Source organism: Streptomyces sp. bgisy027, from assembly GCF_057710365.1.
In genome coordinates this window covers 1-20425 of sequence record NZ_JBYIVZ010000090.1, presented here as the reverse complement: position 1 = coordinate 20425, position 20425 = coordinate 1, and the positions used below count along the sequence as shown (strand labels likewise).

17 protein-coding genes are annotated in these 20425 nt (G+C 72.5%); 6 read left to right on the top strand and 11 right to left on the bottom strand.

The window, feature by feature from the left end; genetic code table 11:
* Window positions 1-240: 240 nt before the first annotated feature.
* Window positions 241-477, top strand: a complete 237-nt coding sequence (locus AC3ETA_RS46145; protein ID WP_432198878.1) for a twin-arginine translocase TatA/TatE family subunit — start codon at window positions 241-243, stop codon at window positions 475-477.
* 14 nt (window positions 478-491) lie between these two features.
* Here the strand turns inward: AC3ETA_RS46145 and AC3ETA_RS46140 are convergent, their stop codons facing one another.
* From AC3ETA_RS46140 to AC3ETA_RS46125, 4 genes are all read right to left on the bottom strand, one after another.
* Window positions 492-2393 carry a glycoside hydrolase family 15 protein gene (locus tag AC3ETA_RS46140; RefSeq protein ID WP_432198877.1) on the bottom strand — a complete coding sequence of 634 codons (1902 nt, stop codon included), beginning with the start codon at window positions 2391-2393 and terminating at the stop codon, window positions 492-494.
* A gap of 123 nt (window positions 2394-2516) precedes the next feature.
* Window positions 2517-2933, bottom strand: coding sequence for a DUF7144 family membrane protein (locus AC3ETA_RS46135; RefSeq protein WP_432198876.1), 417 nt, complete (start codon window positions 2931-2933; stop codon window positions 2517-2519).
* 43 nt (window positions 2934-2976) lie between these two features.
* Complete coding sequence (locus AC3ETA_RS46130; protein ID WP_432198875.1) at window positions 2977-3435, bottom strand: SHOCT domain-containing protein; 459 nt, start codon at window positions 3433-3435, stop codon at window positions 2977-2979.
* 78 nt (window positions 3436-3513) lie between these two features.
* Window positions 3514-4155 (bottom strand): HdeD family acid-resistance protein, encoded by a 642-nt coding sequence (locus AC3ETA_RS46125; protein ID WP_432198874.1) that lies wholly within the window; start codon window positions 4153-4155, stop codon window positions 3514-3516.
* Window positions 4156-4369: 214 nt separating this feature from the next.
* On the opposite strand from AC3ETA_RS46125, the gene AC3ETA_RS46120 reads away from it, so the two are divergent.
* Window positions 4370-5782: a DUF2252 domain-containing protein gene (locus tag AC3ETA_RS46120; RefSeq protein WP_432198873.1), complete on the top strand. Its 1413-nt coding sequence runs from the start codon at window positions 4370-4372 to the stop codon at window positions 5780-5782.
* Window positions 5783-5866: 84 nt separating this feature from the next.
* Here AC3ETA_RS46120 and AC3ETA_RS46115 read toward each other — a convergent pair whose 3' ends face one another.
* The 3 genes from AC3ETA_RS46115 to AC3ETA_RS46105 all read right to left on the bottom strand — a co-directional run bounded on the left by AC3ETA_RS46115 (window position 5867) and on the right by AC3ETA_RS46105 (window position 9458).
* Window positions 5867-6064, bottom strand: a complete 198-nt coding sequence (locus AC3ETA_RS46115) for a hypothetical protein (RefSeq protein ID WP_432198872.1) — start codon at window positions 6062-6064, stop codon at window positions 5867-5869.
* A 164-nt stretch (window positions 6065-6228) separates the two neighbouring features.
* Window positions 6229-6747, bottom strand: coding sequence for a hypothetical protein (locus tag AC3ETA_RS46110; protein WP_432198871.1), 519 nt, complete (start codon window positions 6745-6747; stop codon window positions 6229-6231).
* A 29-nt stretch (window positions 6748-6776) separates the two neighbouring features.
* A complete protein-coding gene (locus AC3ETA_RS46105) occupies window positions 6777-9458 on the bottom strand; it encodes a winged helix-turn-helix domain-containing protein (protein WP_432198881.1) in 2682 nt (893 codons plus the stop codon).
* Window positions 9459-9622: 164 nt separating this feature from the next.
* Here AC3ETA_RS46105 and AC3ETA_RS46100 point away from each other — a divergent pair, with 164 nt between their 5' ends.
* The 4 genes from AC3ETA_RS46100 (at window position 9623) to AC3ETA_RS46085 (ending at window position 16489) form a co-directional block, all read left to right on the top strand.
* Entirely contained in the window at window positions 9623-10096 is a 474-nt protein-coding gene (locus tag AC3ETA_RS46100; protein ID WP_432198870.1) for a carboxymuconolactone decarboxylase family protein, read from the top strand.
* Window positions 10097-10129: 33 nt separating this feature from the next.
* Complete coding sequence (locus AC3ETA_RS46095; protein WP_432198869.1) at window positions 10130-11053, top strand: RNA polymerase sigma-70 factor; 924 nt, start codon at window positions 10130-10132, stop codon at window positions 11051-11053.
* Between the two features lie 382 nt (window positions 11054-11435).
* Window positions 11436-15467, top strand: a complete 4032-nt coding sequence (locus AC3ETA_RS46090; protein ID WP_432198868.1) for an nSTAND1 domain-containing NTPase — start codon at window positions 11436-11438, stop codon at window positions 15465-15467.
* A gap of 248 nt (window positions 15468-15715) precedes the next feature.
* Complete coding sequence (locus AC3ETA_RS46085; protein WP_432198867.1) at window positions 15716-16489, top strand: glycosyltransferase family 2 protein; 774 nt, start codon at window positions 15716-15718, stop codon at window positions 16487-16489.
* On the opposite strand, the gene AC3ETA_RS46080 is transcribed toward AC3ETA_RS46085, so the two are convergent.
* From AC3ETA_RS46080 to AC3ETA_RS46065, 4 genes are all read right to left on the bottom strand, one after another.
* Window positions 16479-16667, bottom strand: coding sequence for a ferredoxin (locus tag AC3ETA_RS46080; RefSeq protein WP_432198866.1), 189 nt, complete (start codon window positions 16665-16667; stop codon window positions 16479-16481). The two genes, AC3ETA_RS46085 and AC3ETA_RS46080, sit on opposite strands and share 11 nt — an antisense overlap.
* An 86-nt stretch (window positions 16668-16753) precedes the next feature.
* On the bottom strand, window positions 16754-17974 hold the full coding sequence (locus tag AC3ETA_RS46075) for an amidohydrolase family protein (protein WP_432198865.1): 1221 nt from the start codon (window positions 17972-17974) through the stop codon (window positions 16754-16756).
* Window positions 17975-18102: 128 nt separating this feature from the next.
* The gene (locus AC3ETA_RS46070) at window positions 18103-18990 is read right to left on the bottom strand and encodes a TIGR03943 family putative permease subunit (protein ID WP_432198880.1); all 888 of its coding nucleotides are present in this window, start codon (window positions 18988-18990) and stop codon (window positions 18103-18105) included.
* On the bottom strand, window positions 18987-19973 hold the full coding sequence (locus AC3ETA_RS46065; RefSeq protein WP_432198879.1) for a permease: 987 nt from the start codon (window positions 19971-19973) through the stop codon (window positions 18987-18989). The genes AC3ETA_RS46070 and AC3ETA_RS46065 overlap by 4 nt, the downstream gene beginning before the upstream one ends.
* Between the last annotated feature and the right edge of the window lie 452 nt (window positions 19974-20425).

The following is a 20425-nucleotide window of genomic DNA, read 5'->3' as shown; positions in this document are numbered from 1 at the left end:
CCGCTGACCTGCACGTCATGTGCGATACATCGAGCCGTACATCGTAAGGAAAGCAGAGGCCGTCCGGCACAGATGCCCTTCTCTGATTTCTACAGTGATGTAGATTCGAGGGGTACGGCAACACCGTCACCCGACGCAAGAGGAGTGTCAAAGTCGATCTGGCGGCCGTACCGGCCGACCTGCCCCGGGCCCGCCCCCGCGGTACCTCAGCGTCCCTGCTCACCTGGAGGACAGGACCCCATGTTCGGACTGAGTGAACTCGCCGTCGTCCTCATCGTCGTCATAGCCGTCCTGTGCGCGAAGAAGCTGCCCGAACTGGCCCGTTCGGCCGGCAAGTCGGCGCGCATCCTCAAGGCCGAGGCCGGGGCGATGAAGGACGAGCACGACCCGGCGACGCCCCGGGTCATCCCGGGCGAGACGGTCCCGCCGGGCACGGACGAACCGAACGGCCCGGGTGGCCGGCAGCCCCGGCCGTGACCGGCCCGCACACCTCAGCTCGTGGATCCGGGGCGGTTGACCGGGCCGTGGGCGGTGACGTGCAGGTGTTCGAGGTGGTCGGCCGCCCGTGGGTCGGTGCCCTCCCCGCCGAGTTCCTCGTCCAGCGCCATCGCCGCGGTGACCAGCGCGAGGTGGGTGAACGCCTGCGGGAAGTTGCCGAGTTGCTCGCCGGAGGGGCCGATCTCCTCGGCGAACAGGCCGACATGGTTGGCGTAGGTCAGCATCTTGTCGAAGGCGTAGCGGGCCAGGCCGATCCGTCCGCTGCGGGCGAGGGCCTCCACGTAGAAGAAGCTGCACAGGTTGAAGGTGCCCTCGGAGCCGCGCAGGCCGTCCGGGGAGGCCGCCGGGTCGTAGCGGTAGACCAGGCTGTCGCTGACGAGTTCCTCGTTCATGGCGTCGAGGGTGCTGAGCCAGTCCGGATCGTGCGCGGAGACGAAGCCGACCCGGGGCATCAGCAGCAGTGAGGCGTCCAGGACGTCGGTGTCGAAGTGCTGGACGAACGCCTGCCGTTTGTCGCTCCAGCCCCGCTCGACGATCTGCCGGAACACGGCGTTGCGGGCCCGCGTCCAGCGTTCGATCTCGGCCGGGCGGGAGGTGAAGACGGCGGCGCGGATGCCGCGGTCGAACGCGACCCAGGTCATCAGCCGGCTGTACGTGAAGTTCTGCCGCCCGCCACGGGTCTCCCAGATGCCCTCGTCGGGCCGGTCCCAGTTGTCGCACAGCCAGTCCAGCACGCCGTTCAGCGACTTCCAGCCGCGGATCGCGCCGATGTCCCGGCCGACGATCAGGGCGTCGGCGGCCTCGCCGTAGATGTCGAGCTGGAGCTGGTCGGCGGCGGCGTTGCCGGCCCGGACCGGCCGTGAACCCCGGTAGCCCTCCAGGTGGTCGAGGATCTCCTCGGTCAGCAGGGGGTCACCGTCGACCCGGTACATGATCTGCAGGGGGTCCCCCGAAGCCGCGGCGCCGGCCTCGATGCGCTCGCGCAGCCAGCGCCGGAAGGCGTACGCCTCGTCCTCGAAGCCCAGGTCGATCAGCGCCCGTACGGACAGCGAGGCGTCGCGGATCCAGGTGTAGCGGTAGTCCCAGTTGCGCTCGCCGCCGATCTGCTCGGGCAGGCCCATGGTGGCCGCCGCGACGGGTGCCCCCGTGGGCGCGTAGGTCAGGAGCTTGAGCGTGATGGCGGACCGGTTCACCATGTCCTGCCAGCGTCCCCGGTAGGTGCACGAGCGCAGCCACGACAGCCAGAAGGCCCGGCAGTGCTCCAGCAGCCCGATCACCTCGTCCAGGGACCGCTCGGGCGGAGCGTCCGCACCGCCTGCCGTGCTGGTCAGCACGACGGCGGCGATCTGGCCGGCCGAGAGCGTGAAGCGGGCGGTGACGTCGTCGCCGTCGGCGTGCAGGGTGATGGCGTCGAAGGTCTGCACATGCAGGTCGGTGCCGGGTCCGCGCAGCACGGCCCGGTGGCCACCGGGCCGGGTCAGGGTGTGCCGCGCCCCGCCGTAGTCGAAGCGGGGGCGGCACTCGAAGGTGAAGGGCAGGCTGCCGCGTACGACCCTGATGAGCCGGATCAGAGTGTGCCGGTCCGTGGCGACGGGCGACTCGACGGGCGGCATGAAGTCGGCCACCTCACCGACGCCGCCCGGCGCCATGAACCGGGTGATCAGGATGGCGGTGTCGGACAGATACAGCTGGCGCACACTCATCCCGTCGCCGGGCAGCTCCGCCGCCAGCCGGCAGTGTCCGCCGCGCTCGCCGTCCAGGAGCGAGGCGAACAGGCTGGGCGAGTCGAAGCGGGGGGTGCACCACCAGTCGACGGTGCCCTCGGAGGACACGAGTGCGGCTGTCTGGAGGTCGCCGACCATGCCGTGGTCCGCGATCGGTGGGTACTGGTTCACAGGCCCCTCCTACGGTGCGCCGACGGAGATCCGTACGCCGGCGGCAACGGATCTCCGCCGTGCTCCCCGCCCTCGCGTGTGTCGTGGCCCACCCGCCACCGCGGGGCGCGGCCGGCGACGGATCTAGCGGAAGTCTTCCTTCCGTGCGACGCACAGCGCCCAGATGACGAATCCGGAGATCGCGATCATCACGACCGACCACACCGGGTAGTACGGCAGCGAGAGGAAGTTGGCGATGATGATCAGAGCTGCGATGGCCACGCCACCGACCCGGGCCCACACCGCGGGCTGGAACAGCCCGATGCCGATGATCACGGCGACCGCGCCCACGATGAGATGGACCCAGCCCCAGCCGGTGAGGTCGAACTCGAAGACGTAGTTGCGGGTGGCGACGAAGATGTCGTCCTCGGCGATCCCCATGATGCCGCGGAAGACGCCGATGAGTCCGGCGATGGTGAGCATGACGGCGGCGAAGACCGTCAGGCCTCCGGCCCAGGCGTACTTGGTCTCGTGCGCCTGATTGGTCTGCATGGCGGCCATGGTTGTACCTCGCTTCCTTCTGCGTGCTCGTGCTGGTGTTGCGTCAGGACGAAGTGGCGGAGTCGCTGCGGGCCGAGGTGCCGGCGCCGCTGAGGACGAGTTCCTTGGCACGGCGGAACTCGTCGTCCGTGATGTCGCCGTGGGAGCGCATCTCGGAGAGCCTGGCGAGCTCTTCGGCGCTGCTCGGCTTCTTGGCCTCACCGGCCCGGTCGCGGACGTACTCGTCGAACACCTGCTGCTGCTTCTGGGCATGCTCGATCTCGCGCCGGCCCATCGAGTTGCCGCGGGCGATGAGGTACACGAACACGCCGAGGAACGGCAGCACTATGCAGAAGACCAGCCAGCCGGTCTTGCCCCAGCCGCTGAGGCTGTCGTCGCGGAAGATGTCGCCGATGATCCGGAAGAGCAGGACGAACCACATGATCCACAGGAAGAACCACAGGAGCGTCCAGAACATGCTCAGCAGCGGATAGTCGTAGGCGAGGTACGTGTGTGTGCTCATCGTCTGCCTCCGTCCGGGCGGGGTACTCGGCTGCCGTCCCCGCCGCTTTCAGCGTGCGCATGCTCAACGGGGACGGCCTCACCCTGGGCGGGTGAAGCCTGTCCGGCGCAGCGCGGACCGCCAGGCGAGGGCGAGCCCCAGCTCGGTCAGCCCGAGCAGCACCAGCCACAGGCCGACCAGCCTGGTCAGGACGACGGCCGACTGGTTGGGGGTGGCCAGCACCACGATGCCCGCGACGACGCCGAGCAGTCCGGCGACGAGAACGAACCCGCGATGCGGCAGGCCCTTGGCCGCCAGGGCCGTCCAGGCGGTCAGCATGCCGGTCACGATCCAGACGGCACCCACGATCAGGGAGAGCGCGGCGATCGTCTGGAGCGGGTTGCGCAGACACAGCACCCCCGCGAGGACGTACAGCGCCGCGGCGAGCAGGCCCAGATGGCGGTCGCCCTGTTCCCGGGCGAAGGACGAGACGAACCGGAAGGCGCCCGTCACCAGCAGATACAGCCCGATGATCACGGCCAGGACGTGCAGGGTGGCGTCCGGCCAGGCCAGGGCGAGGATGCCCGGCACCAGCGCGGCCACCGCCGAACCCAGCAGCCACAGCCACGAGCCGCCGAGGTCGGCCAGCAGCCGCTCGGCGTCCTGGTCGGCGGCGGGGCCCGTCCCGTCGGTCAGAGGATCGGGTCCGGTGTCCGGCCCCGGACCACGCGGCACGGTCATTTCTCCTCCTCGCGTGATACGGCCGACGACCACCGGACCACCGACGGAACGGTGTGCGGCACCCTCACGGGCTCAGCGTCACGCGCGCCCCCGTGGGCCGGGTCACCCCTCACGGGTGATCCGCGGACGGGGCGCCGGCGATGAGGTGGGACGCAAGGGTCTGCCGGTTCTGCGCGGGAGGAGCGCGGCGGCGCCCGGAGGTGGAGGGTGAGCCATGTCGATACCGAGTGCGTTCGCGGCCTCGCTGCCGCCCGCCGAGCGGGCGGCCTACGGCAGAAGCGCCCGTAGCCGCGTCTCGCGTTCCGGCCACGGCCGGTACGACGCAGCGGGCCGGACCGACCCGATCGAGGTGATCGAGCGCCAGTCGGCCCAGCGGGTCCCGGAGCTGGTCCCGATCCGCTACGGCCGGATGCTCGAGTCGCCGTTCCGCTTCTACCGGGGCGCCGCGGCCATCATGGCGATGGACCTGGGCCGGATGCCGCACACGGACCTCACCGTGCAGCTGTGCGGAGACGCCCACCTGCTGAACTTCCGGCTGCTGGCCTCCCCCGAGCGCCATCTGGTCTTCGACATCAACGACTTCGACGAGACGTTTCCCGGCCCGTTCGAGTGGGACGTCAAACGGCTGGCGGCCAGCTTCGTGATCGCGGGCCGCGCGAACGAGTTCTCCACCGCCGAGCAGAACGCGGCCGTGCGGGAGTGCGTGCGGGCGTACCGGACGCGGATGCGGGAGTTCGCCGGTATGCGGACCCTGGACATCTGGTACGCGCAGGACAGCACCGACCGCATGCGTGAGCTGATGGCGTCCTCGCTGACCAAGGAGGCCAGGCGCCGCACGGCCCGGGCGACCGCCAAGGCGCGGACCCGCACCTATCTCCAGGCCTTCGCCAAACTCACCCACGTCACCGCCGAGGGCCTGCGGATCGCACCGGACCCCCCGCTGATCATCCCGCTCAGCGACCTGATGTCCGGCTCGGGCGCGGGCGACGAGGCCAAGGAGCTCCAGACCGTCTTCGAGGAGTACATGAAGAGCCTGTCCTCCGAGCGCCGGCACCTGCTGAGCCACTACCACCTGGTGGACATCGCCCGGAAGGTGGTGGGGGTCGGCAGCGTCGGCACCCGTTGCTGGATCATCCTGCTGCTGGGCCGGGACGACGACGATCCCCTGCTGCTCCAGGCCAAGGAGGCCCAGGAGTCGGTGCTCGCCGCGCACACCGACGGCAGCGTGCGCTTCGACAACCAGGGCCGCCGGGTGGTGACGGGACAGCGGCTGATCCAGACGACCAGCGACATCTTCCTGGGCTGGACCCACATCGTCAGCGGCCTCGACGGCGGCGGCCGGGACTTCTACGTGCGTCAGCTGCGGGACTGGAAGGGCATCGCCCGGCCGGAGACCTGGGACCCCTCCCTGCTGCGCCTGTTCGGCCAGGTCTGCGGAGGCAGCCTGGCGCGCGCCCACGCCCGCTCCGGCGACCCGGTCGCCATCGCCTCCTACCTGGGCGGCAGCGACCGCTTCGACCGCGCGCTGACCGACTTCGCGCAGGAGTACGCCGACCAGAACGAGCGGGACTTCGAGGCGCTGGGCGTCGCCGCCCGGTCGGGACGGGTACAGGCGAAGGACCTCTGAGAACCTCTGGGTCTGATGGGTCTGTCTGATGGGTCTGAGATCCCCTGGGAAGGCAAGAGTCACCGCCGGTCCGGCGCCGGCGGCTCAGTCGGGCAACTGGCGCATCTCCAGCACCCGCAGCCCCAGCGACTGGCAGCGGGCCAGCAGGCCGTAGAGGTGGGCGTCGTCGACGACGGGTCCGAACAGCACGGTCTGTCCGGACATGACCACGTGATCCAGTTCCGGAAAGACCTTGGCCAGGGTCTTCGAAACATGTCCTTCGACGCGGATCTCGTAGCGCATGTGCTGCCTCCCGCCGACAGCCGCTGGCCGACCTGGCCCCGCCATGGTCCCGCCGCGGCGGGGGGCGCCACCTCACCCGGTGCAGGTGACCCCCTCCGACGAGGGAGTCGGCGCGTCACGGGAGTCAGTGCGTCACGACGGGAGTCAGTGCGTCACGACGGGAGTCAGTGCGTCACGACGAGCTTGAACACGATGATCAGCAGACCGAGCAGCAGGTTGACCGAGGCGGTGACCGCCATCAGCGCCCAGGAGGCACCGGCCCGCCGGGCCGCGGCCACCGACCAGCCGACCTGTCCGGCGACCGCCACCGACAGGGCGAGCCAGGCCGCCCCCGACACGTCCAGGTCCAGGAGCGGGCTGACGGCCACCGCCACGGCCGGCGGCACGGCCGCCTTGACGATCGGCCACTCGCCGCGGCACACATGCAGCACGCTCCTCCGGTTCAGCGGGTGCTGTGCCAGGCGGGCGCCGAACAGGTGGGCGTGCACATGCGCCACCCAGAAGACCAGGCCGGTCACCAGCAGCAGCGCGACCAGCTCCGCGCGGGGGTAGTCGCCGAGGGCGCCGGCGCCGATGATCACGGAGGCGGCGAGCATGGAGCCGTAGACGCCACCGGTGTAGTCGGCGCGCGCTCGGTGCTCCGCCCGGCGCTCGCGCGCCGTGGGCGAGTCGGTTCGGGACATGGCCGCCTCTCGGGGTCGGCGCACGTGCGTCACAGCAGGTGCAGCTCGCGGGCTCGGCGTACGGCGTCGTTGCGGCGGTTGACCGCCAGCTTCCGGTAGACGCTCTTGAGGTGCGTCTTCACCGTGTTCACGGAGACGTACAGATCGGCGGCGATGTCCTCGGTCGACATCATCTGGGCGAGCCGCTGGAGCACGTCGCGCTCCCGCCCGCTCAGGTGCTCCACGAGCAGCGGTGCGGGCTCGTCGGCGGCGGTGCCCGGCATGAGCCAGCCCGCCGCGAGCCCGCGCAGCGGCGCGGTGCCCAGGTACGGTCCGACCCACGCCCCCGCCTCCAGGAAGGGCAGCCGCAGCCGCTCGCGCCGGGCCTCCGTCAGCGCTCGGGCGAGCAGCCGGCGCGCGGTGGGGACGTCGCCGGCCGTGTTCGCGGCCTGCGCCCGCAGCAGCGTGGCCCGCACGAGCAGCGCGGGGCCGGTGCGCTCCTCGGTGCCGACGACGTCGAGGAGTGCAAGGGCCGTGTCCGGGTCGCCCGCCGCGAGGTGGGCCCGCGCCGCGCCCACCGCGCAGGTGGGCTGCCGGTCGGCGACCGGCTCAAGGATCTCGGCCGCCTCCCGCGGGCGGCCCTCGGCCAGGTGGGCGGCCGAGGCGACCAGTGCGGCGTGGCCCCGCTCCCAGGGAGAGGTGACGTCCGCGGTCACGGCGGCCTCGGCGGCCGCGAGGGCGGCGCGCGCCTTGCCCCGGGCCAGCAGGAGGTGGGCGGTGGCGATGGAGCGGCCCGCGGCCGTGACCGGGTCGCGGGCCTCGCAGCCGCCGGCCCGGTCGAGGAGTTCCGCAGCCTCGGTCAGCTCGCCCCGGTCCACGGCGACGGCGGCCAGGACCAGACGTCCGAGGGCGGAGGCCGACGCCTGCGGCAGACTGAACCGTTCGGTCTCGGTCAGCGCGGCGATGGCCTTGCGTTCCGCGCGGGTCGGCCAGCCGTCGAGGTAGTCGATGAGGGCGAGATGCTCCAGGGACTCCTCCCGCGGCAGGGCCGTCGCGGCTCCGGCGGTGGTGTCGGCGACGGTGCCGAGGGCGTCCCGTGCCGCGTCGAAGCGCCCGGCCCACAGCCTTGTCGAGCCCAGGTGGGTCAGCAGCAGCGCGGGCAGCTCGGGGTGCTTGTCCAGCAGCTGGGCGGGGATCTCCCCCTCCAGCTCACGGGCGGTCCGTACGGCCTGTTCCGCGCGGCGGGGGGATCCGGCGAGGCGGGCCGCCAGGGCCCGCAGCAGGGCGCAGCTCAGCTGGGCGGCGGCGGGGCGTGATGCGTCGGCGGCCAGTTGCTCCTCGGCGTGCTGGAGATGGGCCAGCGCCCGGTCCAGGTCGCGCTGGGACAGATCGCGTGCCGCGCGGACCAGGTCCGCCGCGGGGCTGGTCGTCCCGGGGCCCATGCCGGAGAACAGCTCCGTCAGTTCGTCGGAGCGCAGGCCGGTGAAGAGCTGTCCGATCGCCAGGTCGTCGACGAGCGCGCCGGCGGTGAAGTCCCATTCGCCGGCCGCCGCGCCGTGGGCCAGTACCTCCGGCAGCAGTCCGGAGCGGCCCAGCCAGCGGGCGGCCCGCAGGTGCAGCTCCGGTTCCAGGTCCGCCAGGCGCTCGCGCAGATGGGCCCGGAGTATCTCCCGGAACAGCGGGTGCAGCCGGTACCAGGTGTGCCCGAGGTCCTCGACGAAGGCGTTCTCGCGGTGCAGCCCGGCGAGGATCGGCTCGGCGTCGGTGCGCCCGGTCAGCTCGTTGGCCAGCCCGACGCAGAAGCGCTCCAGGACGCTGACCCGCAGCAGGAGGTCCTGGGTGGGGAGCGGCTGCCGTTTGAGGACCTCCGCCAGCAGGAAGTCGGCGACGGTGCTGTGCCCGGCCTCGAACTCCTTCAGATAGCCCTCCGGGTCCGGCTGCTGCCCGGCGGCCAGGGCGCACAGCCTGAGGCCCGCGGCCCAGCCCCGGGTGCGGCCCACGAGGGCGTGGACCGCGTGGACGGGCAGGCGCAGCCCGTGCAGTTCCAGCAGGGCGACGGTCTCCTCGGGTGTGAACGCCAGCTCGGCGTTGCGGATCTCGGTCATCGTGCCGGCCGCGCGGTAGCGGTGCAGCGGCAGCAGCGGCTCGGTGCGGGTGACGATGACCAGGCGCAGTCCGGGCCCGGCGTGGTGCAGCACGAACTCCAGCTGTTCCGAGAGCTCCGGTGAGCTGACGCGGTCGTACTCGTCGAGCACCACGGTCACATCGCGGCCGCTGTCGCCGAGGTGGGCGGCGAGACGGGTCAGCAGGGTGCGGCCCACTCGGTTCGCGGGGCAGCGGATGTCGTCGGCGACCGGCACGCCACGCGTGCGCAGGGCCTGCAGGAGGTGGGCCCAGAACATGCCGGGGCTCTTCAGGGCCGGGTCGAGCGTGAGCCAGGCGACCGGCTGTCCGATGCCCGCCGCCCAGTCGGCGACCAGCAGGGTCTTGCCGGCTCCGGCGGCGCCGTTGACCATCGTCAGCGGGGTCCGCAGGGCCTGGTCGAGGTGCTCGATCAGCCGCTCGCGCCGCAGGAAGGTGCCCGGCCGGGCCGGCAGTGCGAACCGGGTCCGCAGGTACGGGTCGCCCAGCGGATCGACGTGGCCGGCGGTCGATTCGTCCGGGATGTCGTCGCTCACCACCACCACGCTCACCGCCCTGCGCGATCGGGGATCCGCTCCCCCCACCACCATCACAGCTTTGCCGGATTCCTGCTCGTCAAGGTCCGAAAGCCGCCCCACCGCTGCCTTCCGGCGAGCGGACGGCAAGGAGACGCAGGTCACATCCACCCATGTCACAGGGGCTCGGGCCATCTCGTCCCGTGGGTGTAGCCACTACGACAGCCAAGGGAGCACCCATGGACGCGCGTCTGAACTTCTTCGCCGAGCCGGTCACCGGCAAGGCCCTCAAGCACGTCATGGCGGCCGGCAAGGTCGTCAAGGACTCGGCGCTGCCAGCCGCGACCCAGGAACTCGTGTCGCTGCGGGTGAGCCAGATCAACGGGTGCGCGGTCTGCATCGACATGCACACCAAGGAGGCCGCCGCGGCCGGGGAGAGCGCGGTACGGCTGCACCTGGTCGGGGCATGGCGGGAGGCCACCGTCTTCACCGAGGCGGAGCGGGCCGCCCTGGAGCTGGCGGAGGCCGGGACCCGGGTCGCGGACGGGGCGGGCGGGGTGTCCGACGCGGTGTGGGAGCGGGCCGCCCGGCACTATGACGAGGAACAGCTGGGCGCGTTGCTGTTGCTGATCTCGTTCATGAACCTGGCGAACCGGCTGAACGTCATGACCCGCCAGCCGGCCGGCGCCTACGAGGTCGGCCGGTCCCACTGACCGACCCGGACACCAGCGGCATCAGGGGGTTGCATGAGCAAGGTCGAGGAGTTCGAGGCGCTGCGGCCGCTGCTGTTCTCGATCGCCTACCGGATCCTGGGCAGCGTGGCCGAGGCCGAGGACGCGGTGCAGGAGGCCTGGCTGCGCTACGACGGCTCCTCCACCCGGCCCGCCTCCCCCAAGTCCTATCTGTCCGCCACGGTCACGCGGATCTCGATCGACGTGCTGCGGTCCGCGCGGGTGCGGCGGGAGGAGTACGCCGGGCCGTGGTTCCCGGAGCCGCTGCTGAGCGACCCGTACGAGGATCCGGCGCGGGCGGTGGAGCTGGCCGACTCGGTGTCGATGGCCGCGCTGCTGCTGCTGGAGCGGCTCAGTCCGCTGGAGCGGGCGGTGTTCGTGCTGCGGGAGGTGTTCGGCTTCGGGTTCGACGAGATCGCCGCGGCCGTGGACCGCTCGGAGGCGGCGTGCCGTCAGCTGGTGGTCCGCGCCCGGCGGCACATGGCGGCCGGCCGGCCCCGGTTCGCGGCCGACCGGCAGGAGCGCCAGGAGCTGGCGAGCCGGTTCTTCGAGGCTCTGAAGGACGGTGACGTGGGCGCTCTGCGGAATCTGCTGGCCGCCGACGCGCAGCTCGTCGGGGACGGCGGCGGCAAGGCCCCGCAGCTGGCCAGGGCGGTCGTCGGCGCGGAGAACGTGGCCCGGCTGCTGGCCGCCGTCGTCCCGCGGCTGGCCCGGGTCGAGGTGTCGTTCGAGCGGCACGAGATCAACGGCCAGCCGGGCGCCGTCTACCGCGACCGGGACGGCAGGGTGCTCCAGACGCTGGTGCTCGACGTGCTCGACGGGCGGATCCAGACGATCCGCACGGTGCTCAACCCCGACAAGCTGGCGCACATGGGTCCGGTGGCCGACGCGTGGGAGATCACCCGCGAGCTGAAGCGGGCTCCCCGGCAGGGCTCCTGACCGCATCGTCCGGCACCGGTCCCTCCCCTCGTGGGGACCGGTGCCGGACGGCGGGGCGGCGTCGATCCATGACCTGCCGGCCGGGTGGCCGACGGGTCGGCGCGGATCGAGCAGGACCTGGGCGGCGCGGCGCGCTTCTGGCGCCCCCGGAAGTTGTCCGGTGAAAGGTGTCCGAGAACGTTCGGCGCCATGAGTGGTGTCTCCGAGCTCCGGGCTGGTGGCCTGCCTGGGCGACGCGCGAGAGATGCGCACGTGCGTCGTGATCCTGCCAGCCGAGGGTGCCGGCGAGGAGGTTCCGGTCTCCGGAGACCGCCTTAACCGCAGGTCAGCCGTATAGGGTGAGTTTTCCGGTCCGGATGCCCAGGTGCGGCTGAGTAAAGGAGTGCAGGCCTTGAGTTCCGACTCGTCGGCGCGCACAGCCTTCGCGGAACGGCTCGCGCTGCTCTACAAGGAGGCCGGTAATCCGCCCCTGAAGAGCGTGGCCGAAGCGGTCGTCCGGCTCCGGCGGACGGACGAGCGGGGGCGGCCCGTACGGGTCTCCGCACAGCGGATCAGCGACTGGCGCCGGGCCCGGAACGTACCCGCCCAGTTCGCCGCCCTGTCGGCCGTCCTGCACGTACTGATCCCCCAGGCGCGGCGCGCGCGGCCCACCCCTGTGTCCGCCGGGCTCTACGACCTCGGGCAGTGGCAGCGGCTGTGGGAGCGGGCGACAGCCGGGGAAGAGGAAGAGCAGACTCCGGTCGAGGACACCGCGCTGTCCGGCGGCGTGTGCCCGTACCGGGGACTCGCCTCCTACCGGCAGGAGCACGCCCGCTGGTTCTTCGGCCGGGAGCGCAGCACCGATTCCCTGGTCGCCCAGCTGCGCGCGGTGGAGCACAGCGGCGGCCTGGTCATGCTGGTGGGCGCCTCGGGCGCCGGGAAGTCCTCCCTGCTGAACGCCGGCCTGGTGCCCGCCCTGCGGGACGGCGCGCTGGGCGGCGAGAGCGCCGGGGCAGGCTCGGTCGTCCAGCTCGTGCCGGGCGGGGATCCGCTGGCCGAGCTGGCCCGGCGGATACCGGAACTCGCCGACGTCGTCGCCTCGGCGGGCCCCGACCGGCCGGCGGACGCGGACGAGCAGGACGGCACCCCGCAGGAGGCCGACGACGCCGACGCCCGGGAGCCCTGCGCCGGCTTCGTGCACGCCGCGCGCGAGGCCGTCGCCGCATGGGCCGGCCGCGAGGCCCCGGACACCGCCCCTCCGGTCCTGATCGTCGACCAGTTCGAGGAGATCTTCACCCTCTGCCCCGACGAGTCCGACCGCCGCACCTTCGTCCAGCTCCTCCAGGCCGCCTGCACCCCCGCCGACCCCGGCGACCCCCCGCCCGTCCTGGTCGTCCTCGGCATCCGCGCCGACTTCTACGAGCAGTGCCTCGCCCACCCCGAGCTGGCCGACGCCCTCCAGCACCGGCACATGGTGCTCGGGCCGCTGACCACGACGGAGCTGCGGGAGGCGGTGACCGGGCCGGCCAAGGCGGTCGGGCTGGAGCTGGAGCCGGGGCTGGCCGAGCTGATCGTGCGGGAGGTCAGCGCGGACGGGCCGCGCGGGACACACGACGCGGGTGCGCTGCCCCTGCTGTCGCACGCGCTGCTCGCCACCTGGCAGCGGCGCAGGGGCGGCCGGCTGACGGTGGCCGGATACCGCGCCGCCGGCGGCATCCAGGGCGCGGTCGCCGCGACCGCCGAACGCGCCTGGTCCGGCCTCGACCCGGCGGCCCGCACGGCCGCCCGGCTGCTGCTGCTCCGACTGGTACGGCTCGGCGAGGACACCCAGACGACCCGGCGCCGCGGGACACGACGCCAGCTCGCGGCGGAGTCCACGAACCCGGGCAAGACGGAGGAGTCCCTCGAGGCGCTGGTGCGCGCCCGGCTGGTCACGCTGGACGCGGAGACCGTGGAGATCACCCACGAGGCGTTGCTGCACGCCTGGCCCCGGCTGCGGGACTGGATCGACGAGGACCGGCAGGGCAACCTGCTGCGCCAGCGGCTGGAGGAGGACGGCCGGGCCTGGGAGGCCTCGAACCGTGACGCGTCGCTGCTGTACCGGGGCTCCCGGCTGGAGCAGGCACGCGGCTGGGCCCGGTCGGCCGGGGACACCTTCCTCACCCGGGGCGCGGTGGAGTTCCTGGCCGCCTCGGTCCGGCTGCGCCGGCGCACCGTCTGGATACTGCGCGGCGCGGTCGCGGCGCTGGTCGCGCTGGCGATGCTGGCCGTCGGCGCGGCGGTGGTCGCCTGGCAGCAGCGCGACGACGCGATGTTCGCACAGGTGCTCGCCGAGGCCGACCGCTTCCAGTACACCGACCCCTCGCTGTCCGCCCAGCTCGACCTGGTGGCGCACCGGCTGCGCCCGGACGACGAGGACACCACCAGCCGGCTGATCTCCATCGTGAACGCCCCGCTGGCCACGCCCCTGCGCGGCCACACCGGCGCGGTCTACCTCACCTCCTTCAGCCCCGACGGACGGCTCCTGGCGACCGCCAGCTACGACCGGACCGTACGGCTGTGGGACGTCACCGACCGGGACCGGCCAAAGCCCCTCGGCAAGCCGCTGACCGGGCACCGGAGCTGGGTGAGCAGCGCCGTCTTCAGCCCCGACGGCCGCACCCTCGCCAGCGCCTCCGACGACGGCACGGTCCGGCTGTGGGACGTCACCCGGCCGAGCAGGCCGCGCGAGATCGGCGCGCCGCTGACCGGGCACGAGGGCACGATCTACCTGGTCGCCTTCAGCCCGGACGGCCGCACCCTCGCCTCCGCCGGCGAGGACCGCACCGTACGCCTGTGGAACGTCGCCGACCCGCGCCGGACCGAGCCGCTCGCCACGCTCGCCGGGGCCGACGCCGCCGTACGGTCGGTGGCGTTCAGCCCGGACGGCGACACCCTCGCGGCCGGGGGCGACGACGACACCATCCGGCTGTGGGACGTGGCCGCGCCGCAGGGCCCGAAGCGGCTCTCGACGCTCACCGGCCACACCGACCTGGTGCACTCGGTCGCCTTCAGCCCGGACGGCCGCACCCTCGCCAGCGGCAGCGCGGACGACACGATCCGGCTGTGGGACGTGGCCGACCCGCGCCGCGGCCGGCAGCTGGGCCCGCCGCTGACCGGCCACACCGGCCCGATCTGGTCGGTGGCCTTCGACCCCGACGGCACCACGCTCGCCGCGGCCAGCGCCGACAGCACCGCGAGCCTGTGGAACGTCAGCGACCGGGCGTATCCCTCGCAGGTCGGCGAGCCCCTCGCGGGCGCCAGCGGCGAGATGTACGCGCTGGGCTTCAGCCCCGACGGGCGCACCCTGGCCACCGGAAGCGGCGACAGCAAGGTGCGGCTGTGGTCCATCCCGACGTCGGACATGATCGGCCGCAGCGGCGCGTTCCGGCCGGACGGCAAGGTGCTCGCCACGGCCGCCCGCGACGGCAGCGTCCGGCTGTGGAACGTGGCGAAGCCCGCCCGGCCGGTCCTGCTGAACACGCCCTTCATGCCCGGCGACGGCGGCCAGCGCTCCCTGGTGTTCTCCCCCGACGGCCGCACCCTCGCGGTGCTGACCGGCAGCCGCGAAGTCCATCTGTGGAACATCGGCGACCCGGCCCGGCCGGTCTCGCTCGGTCCGCCGCTCACCCTGCGCACCCGGTTCATGGGCCCCGACGCGCTGGCGTTCAGCCCGGACGGCCGCACCCTGGCCACCGCCTACGACGACCGCACGATCCGGCTGTGGGACGTCGGCGACCCCTCCCGTGTCGTCCCGCTCGGAGAACCGGTCACCGGCCACACCGGCTACATCAACTCCCTGCACTTCAGCCCGGACGGCCGCACGCTCGCCAGCGGCAGCGCGGACTCCACGGTGCGGCTGTGGGACGTGGCCGCGCCGGACCACCCGAAGGCGCTGGCCCGGCTCACCGGGCACACCGGGCCGGTCAACGCGCTCGACTTCACCCCCGACGGCCATACGCTGGCCAGCGGCAGCGACGACGACACCGTGCGGCTGTGGGACGTCACCGACCGGCGCGCGGCGAGCCTGCTGGGTTCCCCGCTCACCGGGCACACCGAGGCGGTCGTGTCGCTGACGTTCGGCGAGGGCGGGCGCTATCTCGCCAGCGGCGGCAACGACAACACCGTCCGGCTGTGGAACGCCACCGATCCGTCCGACGCCTCCGCGATCGGCCAGGCGATGAGCCCCAACGCCAAGACGGGCAACTTCCTCTCCTTCAGCCCCACCAGCCACATGCTCGGCGTCTCCAGCGGCACCGACACCGTCCGGCTGTGGAACCTCGACGTGGACGAGGCGATCAGCCGGGTCTGCTCGACGACCCAGGGCGTGCTGACCCGCGACAAGTGGCACGAGTATCTGCCCCGGCTGTCGTACGAACCGCCCTGCTCGCGGTAGTCCGGAGCGCTCCGTGACCGGGCTGCGACGCAAGTGATGCGGAACGGCCTCTGGGGACAGCGGTTTCCGTGATCCCGATCACAACGCCTCCTCACAGCCGATGAGGCGGCTCCCGTGAGGCAGGCAGCCTTGTTACTGTTGGCCCCAGCCCGATCGCTGGTGCATCCCCCGTCGCCAGCGATCGGGTCTTCTCATGTCTGCTGCCGTCCGATGCCGTCCGACGTGATGAGTCGTACGAGGGAAGGGTGGTGAACGCCGCCGTGCCCCGGCGCGTCATCGTCGTCACCGCTGTCCACGCCCCTTCGGCGAGGTTTCTGCCCGAGGCCCACACGTCGCTGTGCGCGCAGGAGTTACCGCCCGGCTGGGAGTGGCACTGGGTGATACAGGAGGACGGGCGCACGGACGAGGTACGCCCCCACGTCCCCGACGATCCCCGGGTGACCTTCCGTCAGGGACGGCCCGGCGGCCCGGGGGTGGCCCGCACCCTGGCGCTGGCGCACACCGAGGGCGAGTACGTGAAGATCCTCGACGCCGACGACCGGCTCACCCCGGGGACGCTGGCCCGGGACCTCGCCGTGCTGGAGGCCGACCGCACCGTCGGCTGGACGACGTCCCGGGCCCTGGACCTGCTGCCCGACGGCAGCACGGCCGGTTTCCCCGGCGACCCCGACGACGGGCCGATCGAACCGGGCGCGGTGCTCGACTTCTGGCAGGCCAACGGCTTCCGCGCCCAGGTCCACCCGGCGACCCTGTGCGTGCGCCGGGACCTCCTGCTCGCGCTCGGCGGCTGGATGGCCCTCCCCGCGTCGGAGGACACCGGCCTGCTGCTCGCGCTGAACTCCGTGAGCCGGGGCTGGTTCTCGGCGTGCACCGGACTGCTCTACCGCAAGTGGGACGGCCAGGCGACGGGGCAGGCCGCGCACGTCGACCCCGTCGAACGGGCCGCGCGGATGGCGGTGGTGGCCGCCAGGGCACGGGCGCTCGGCTCGTTCGGCTGGCGGCATCCGCCCGTTAACCGGTGACGGAGATGGCCTGGGACGGGCAGTGCTCGGCGGCCTCCCGTACCCGCGGGTCGTCGCCGCCGTCCTCCCGTCCCGCTCGCACCACGCCGTAGTCGTCCACGAAGTCGAAGACGGCCGGCGCCCTGTGCACGCACTCGGCAGAGCCGTAACAGAGGTTCTGGTCGATGGAGACCTTCATCCGCGCTCCCGTCGTACGCACCGTGCCCTTGGGCCTTCACCACTGCACTGCCCGGCGGGCGGGCCGCCCCAACCCCCTCGCCCCTCCTACTTCTGCTGATCAAAGGGGAGTTCGAGCATCCGGATCGCGTTGCCGCGCAGCAGCTTGTAGGCGACCTCGTCGGAGAGCCCGCCGACGTGCTCCGCGGCCACCCGCTTCGTCTCCGGCCAGGTCGAGTCGACGTGCGGATAGTCGGTCTCGAAGGTCGCGTTGTCGACGCCGACGGTCTCGATCGCCTCGATGCCGTGCCTGTCGCGGAAGAAGCAGCAGAAGATCTGGCGGTAGTAGTACGTCGACGGCGGCTCGGGGATCAGGTCCTTCACGCCGCCCCACGCCCGGTGCTCCTCCCAGACGTCGTCCGCGCGCTCCAGGGCGTACGGGATCCAGCCCATCTGGCCCTCGCTGTACGCCAGTTTCAGCCGGGGGTACTTCACCAGGACCCCGGAGAAGAGGAAGTCCATCATCGACGCCATCGCGTTGTTGAAGCTGAGCGAGGCCTGCACGGCGGGCGGGGCGTCGGGGGACGCGGCGGGCATCTGCGAGGAGGACCCGATGTGCATGTTGACGACCGTGCCGGTCTCCTCGCAGGCCGCGAAGAACGGGTCCCAGTAGCCGGAGTGGATGGACGGCAGCCCGAGGTAGGTGGGGATCTCGCTGAACGTCACCGCGCGCACCCCGCGCGCCGCGTTCCGGTGGATCTCCGCGACCGCGAGGTCGATGTCCCACAGCGGGATCAGGCACAGCGGGATCAGCCGGCCGCCGCTGTCTCCGCACCACTCCTCGACCATCCAGTCGTTGTAGGCGCGCACACAGGCCAGGCCCACCTCCTTGTCCTTGGCCTCCGCGAAGGTCTGGCCGCAGAAGCGCGGGAAGGTCGGGAAGCAGAGCGAGGCCTCGACATGGTTGATGTCCATGTCCGCCAGCCGGGCCTTCGGATCCCAGCACCCACGCCGCATCTGCTCGCGCGTGATCCCGTCGAGCGTCATCTCGTCCCGGGAGAAGCCGACGGCCGCGATGATGCGCTTGTACGGGAAGAGGTCGCCCTCGTACTCCCACCAGTCGGTGAGCTGGCCCTCCGGGTCCGTGGTGAACCGGTACTTCCCGCCGACGTACTCGAGTTCACCGATCCCGGCGGTGAGGGGCTTCGGTCCCCGGTCCCGGTACCTGGCCGGGAGCCAGGTCTCGAAGAGATGCGCGGGCTCGATCACATGATCGTCCACGCTGATGACCCTGGGCAGGTCCTTCGTGCCGCTCTCGGTACTGGCCACGCCATGCCTCCCGAATCTGACGATCCATCAGATTCAGGGTAGGGGCCGGGTCTGGGGGCGGCAAGAGAGGACGCCTTCGGGAGCCGTGGAGCCGTGGAGCCATGGAAAGTCGGAGAGGGCGGCGCTCGTCAGCCGTTCCAGCTCTCGTCGTACGGGTCCGTCGGCTCGGCCACCGGCTCGGCCTGCGTGACCTCGATGAACGGGATCGGGCCGCCGTTGACCGGGTCCTTCGTGCGGCGCGGGGTGTAGGTACCCGTGACGCGGAGCCAGGTGTCCGGCTGGAGGACCGGCGGGACCTGGCCGCTCAGGGCGACCTTGACCGGCTGGGCGTCGGCGGCGCAGCAGTTGAGGGCCATACGGACGAGGTAGGGGGTGCCGTCGCGGTCCAGGGCGAGGAAGCCGGTGAGCTGGATCCGGCGGTCGTGGAGGGTGCGGCCGTGGTCGTAGACGGCGCGGCCGGCGTAGTCGACGACGTCGAGGCGCAGGGGGTCGGCCGCCGGGAGTTCGGGGTAGGCGAGGGGCTCCTGGAGGGCCGTGCCGGTGCGGGTCGCGCTGTAGGAGCCGAGGGCGGGCGGGGCGACCAGGATGAGGGCGAGGAGGGGGAGGACCAGGAGCCAGGAGATGCGGGGTTCGGGGTGGGGGTGCTCGGCGTCCGGGTGCTCGGCGTGGGGGTGCTCGGCGTGGGGGTTGTCGGCATTGCAGTGCTCGGCGCCCGGGGAGTCGGCATCGCCGTGCTCGGCGCCCGGCCTGTCGGCATCGCCGTGCCCGGCGCCCGGCCCGTCGGCATCGCAGCGCCCGGCGCCCGGGTGTTCGGCTTGGGCCTGCTTGCGGCTTCGTGCCCGCTTGCGCTCGTACCAGGCCGTCGCCAGCGCCGCCGCGATCAGCACCGCGCCGGACACCAGCACCAGCGGGCGCAGGCCCTGTTTGACGTACCGCAGGTAGAGGTCGGTCGTGGCGGCGTGCAGCAGGGACGCGCCCAGCAGGAACAGAACTGCGGCCTGGGCCTGGCGGTTCACAGCATCACCCATCCGGTGAGCACCGACACCGCCACGGCCAGGGCGAACGTGGCCGGGGCGAAACGCAGGGCGAAGGAGCGGCCGAAGGTGCCCGCCTGCATCGCGAACAGCTTGAGGTCGATCATCGGGCCCACCACGAGGAAGGCGAGGCGGGCCGTCAGCGAGAACTGCGACAGCGACGCCGCCACGAACGCGTCCGCCTCCGAGCAGATCGACAGCACGACGGCGAGGACCGCGAGGGCCAGGACCGACAGCACCGGGTTGCCGGCCGCCGTGCTCAGCCACGTCTCCGGGACCACCGCCTTGAGGGTCGCCGCCGCCATCGCGCCGACCACCAGGTACCCGCCCGCGTGCATCACGTCGTGGCGGACCGAGCCCCAGAACGCCTCGCCCCTGCTCTGAGCGTCGTGGGACGGGCGCGACGGCGGCTTCAGCCAGTCGGTGCGGCCCAGCCGAAGCCACAGCCAGCCCATCGCGCAGGCCACCAGCAGGCTCGCGACCAGGCGGGCGAGGACCATCTCCGGGTTGCCGGGGAAGGCCACGGCCGTCGCCGTCAGCACGATCGGGTTGATCGCCGGGGCGGACAGCAGGAACGTCAGCGCCGCCGCCGGGGTGACACCGCGCCGGACCAGCGCCCCGGCCACCGGCACCGACGCGCACTCGCAGCCCGGCAGCACCGCGCCCGCCGCTCCGGCGACCGGGACGGCCAGCGCGGGGCGGGACGGCAGGGCGCGGGCGAAGAAGGACGGCGGCACGAACACCGCGATGGCCGCCGAGAGCAGCACGCCGAGCACCAGGAAGGGCAGCGCCTGCACCATCACCGCGACGAACACCGTGGTCCAGCTCTGCATGACGGGCGCGGCGAGGGCACCTCGGATCGGGCCCTGGAACAGGACCAGGACGAGCATGACGATGGTCAGCAGCAGCGGCGAATCGAGACGCCGGCCCTCCTCCTGCGGCTTCGCCGGTGCGCCGGGCTTCACGGACGCGCTGGACTCGGCGGGTGCGCCGGGCTTCCCCGCGTGCTGCGGCCTCGCCGGTTCGCTCGGCTTCGTCGGTTGCCCGCCGTCGTCGGTCCGCTCTGGGGCGGGCTTGGTGATCGCCACGGGCGAGGTACCTCCGGTGGTGCGGAACGGCGCCGGTTCCGGCGCCGGTTTCCCTCCCCTCCCATACGGTCGCGGGTCCGCAGGCGTTCAACACCGGCAGGGCCGCTCCTGGAGCCACCCGTCACCTTGAGGCACTCCTTGCCCCTGTGGGGAGCGTTCCGGCTCCGTCACCACCAGGTTGTCGTGTAGGGCGAGTTGCACACACCTGGCGACACAGCGGTGATGCAGGCCCGGAAGGCGACGCTTGAGCTGGAACTCGTCCGAGTGCCGGATGTCCAGTACCGTGCGCTGGTTATCTGATACGTGGCGGAGCAGTCTTGACATGCTCT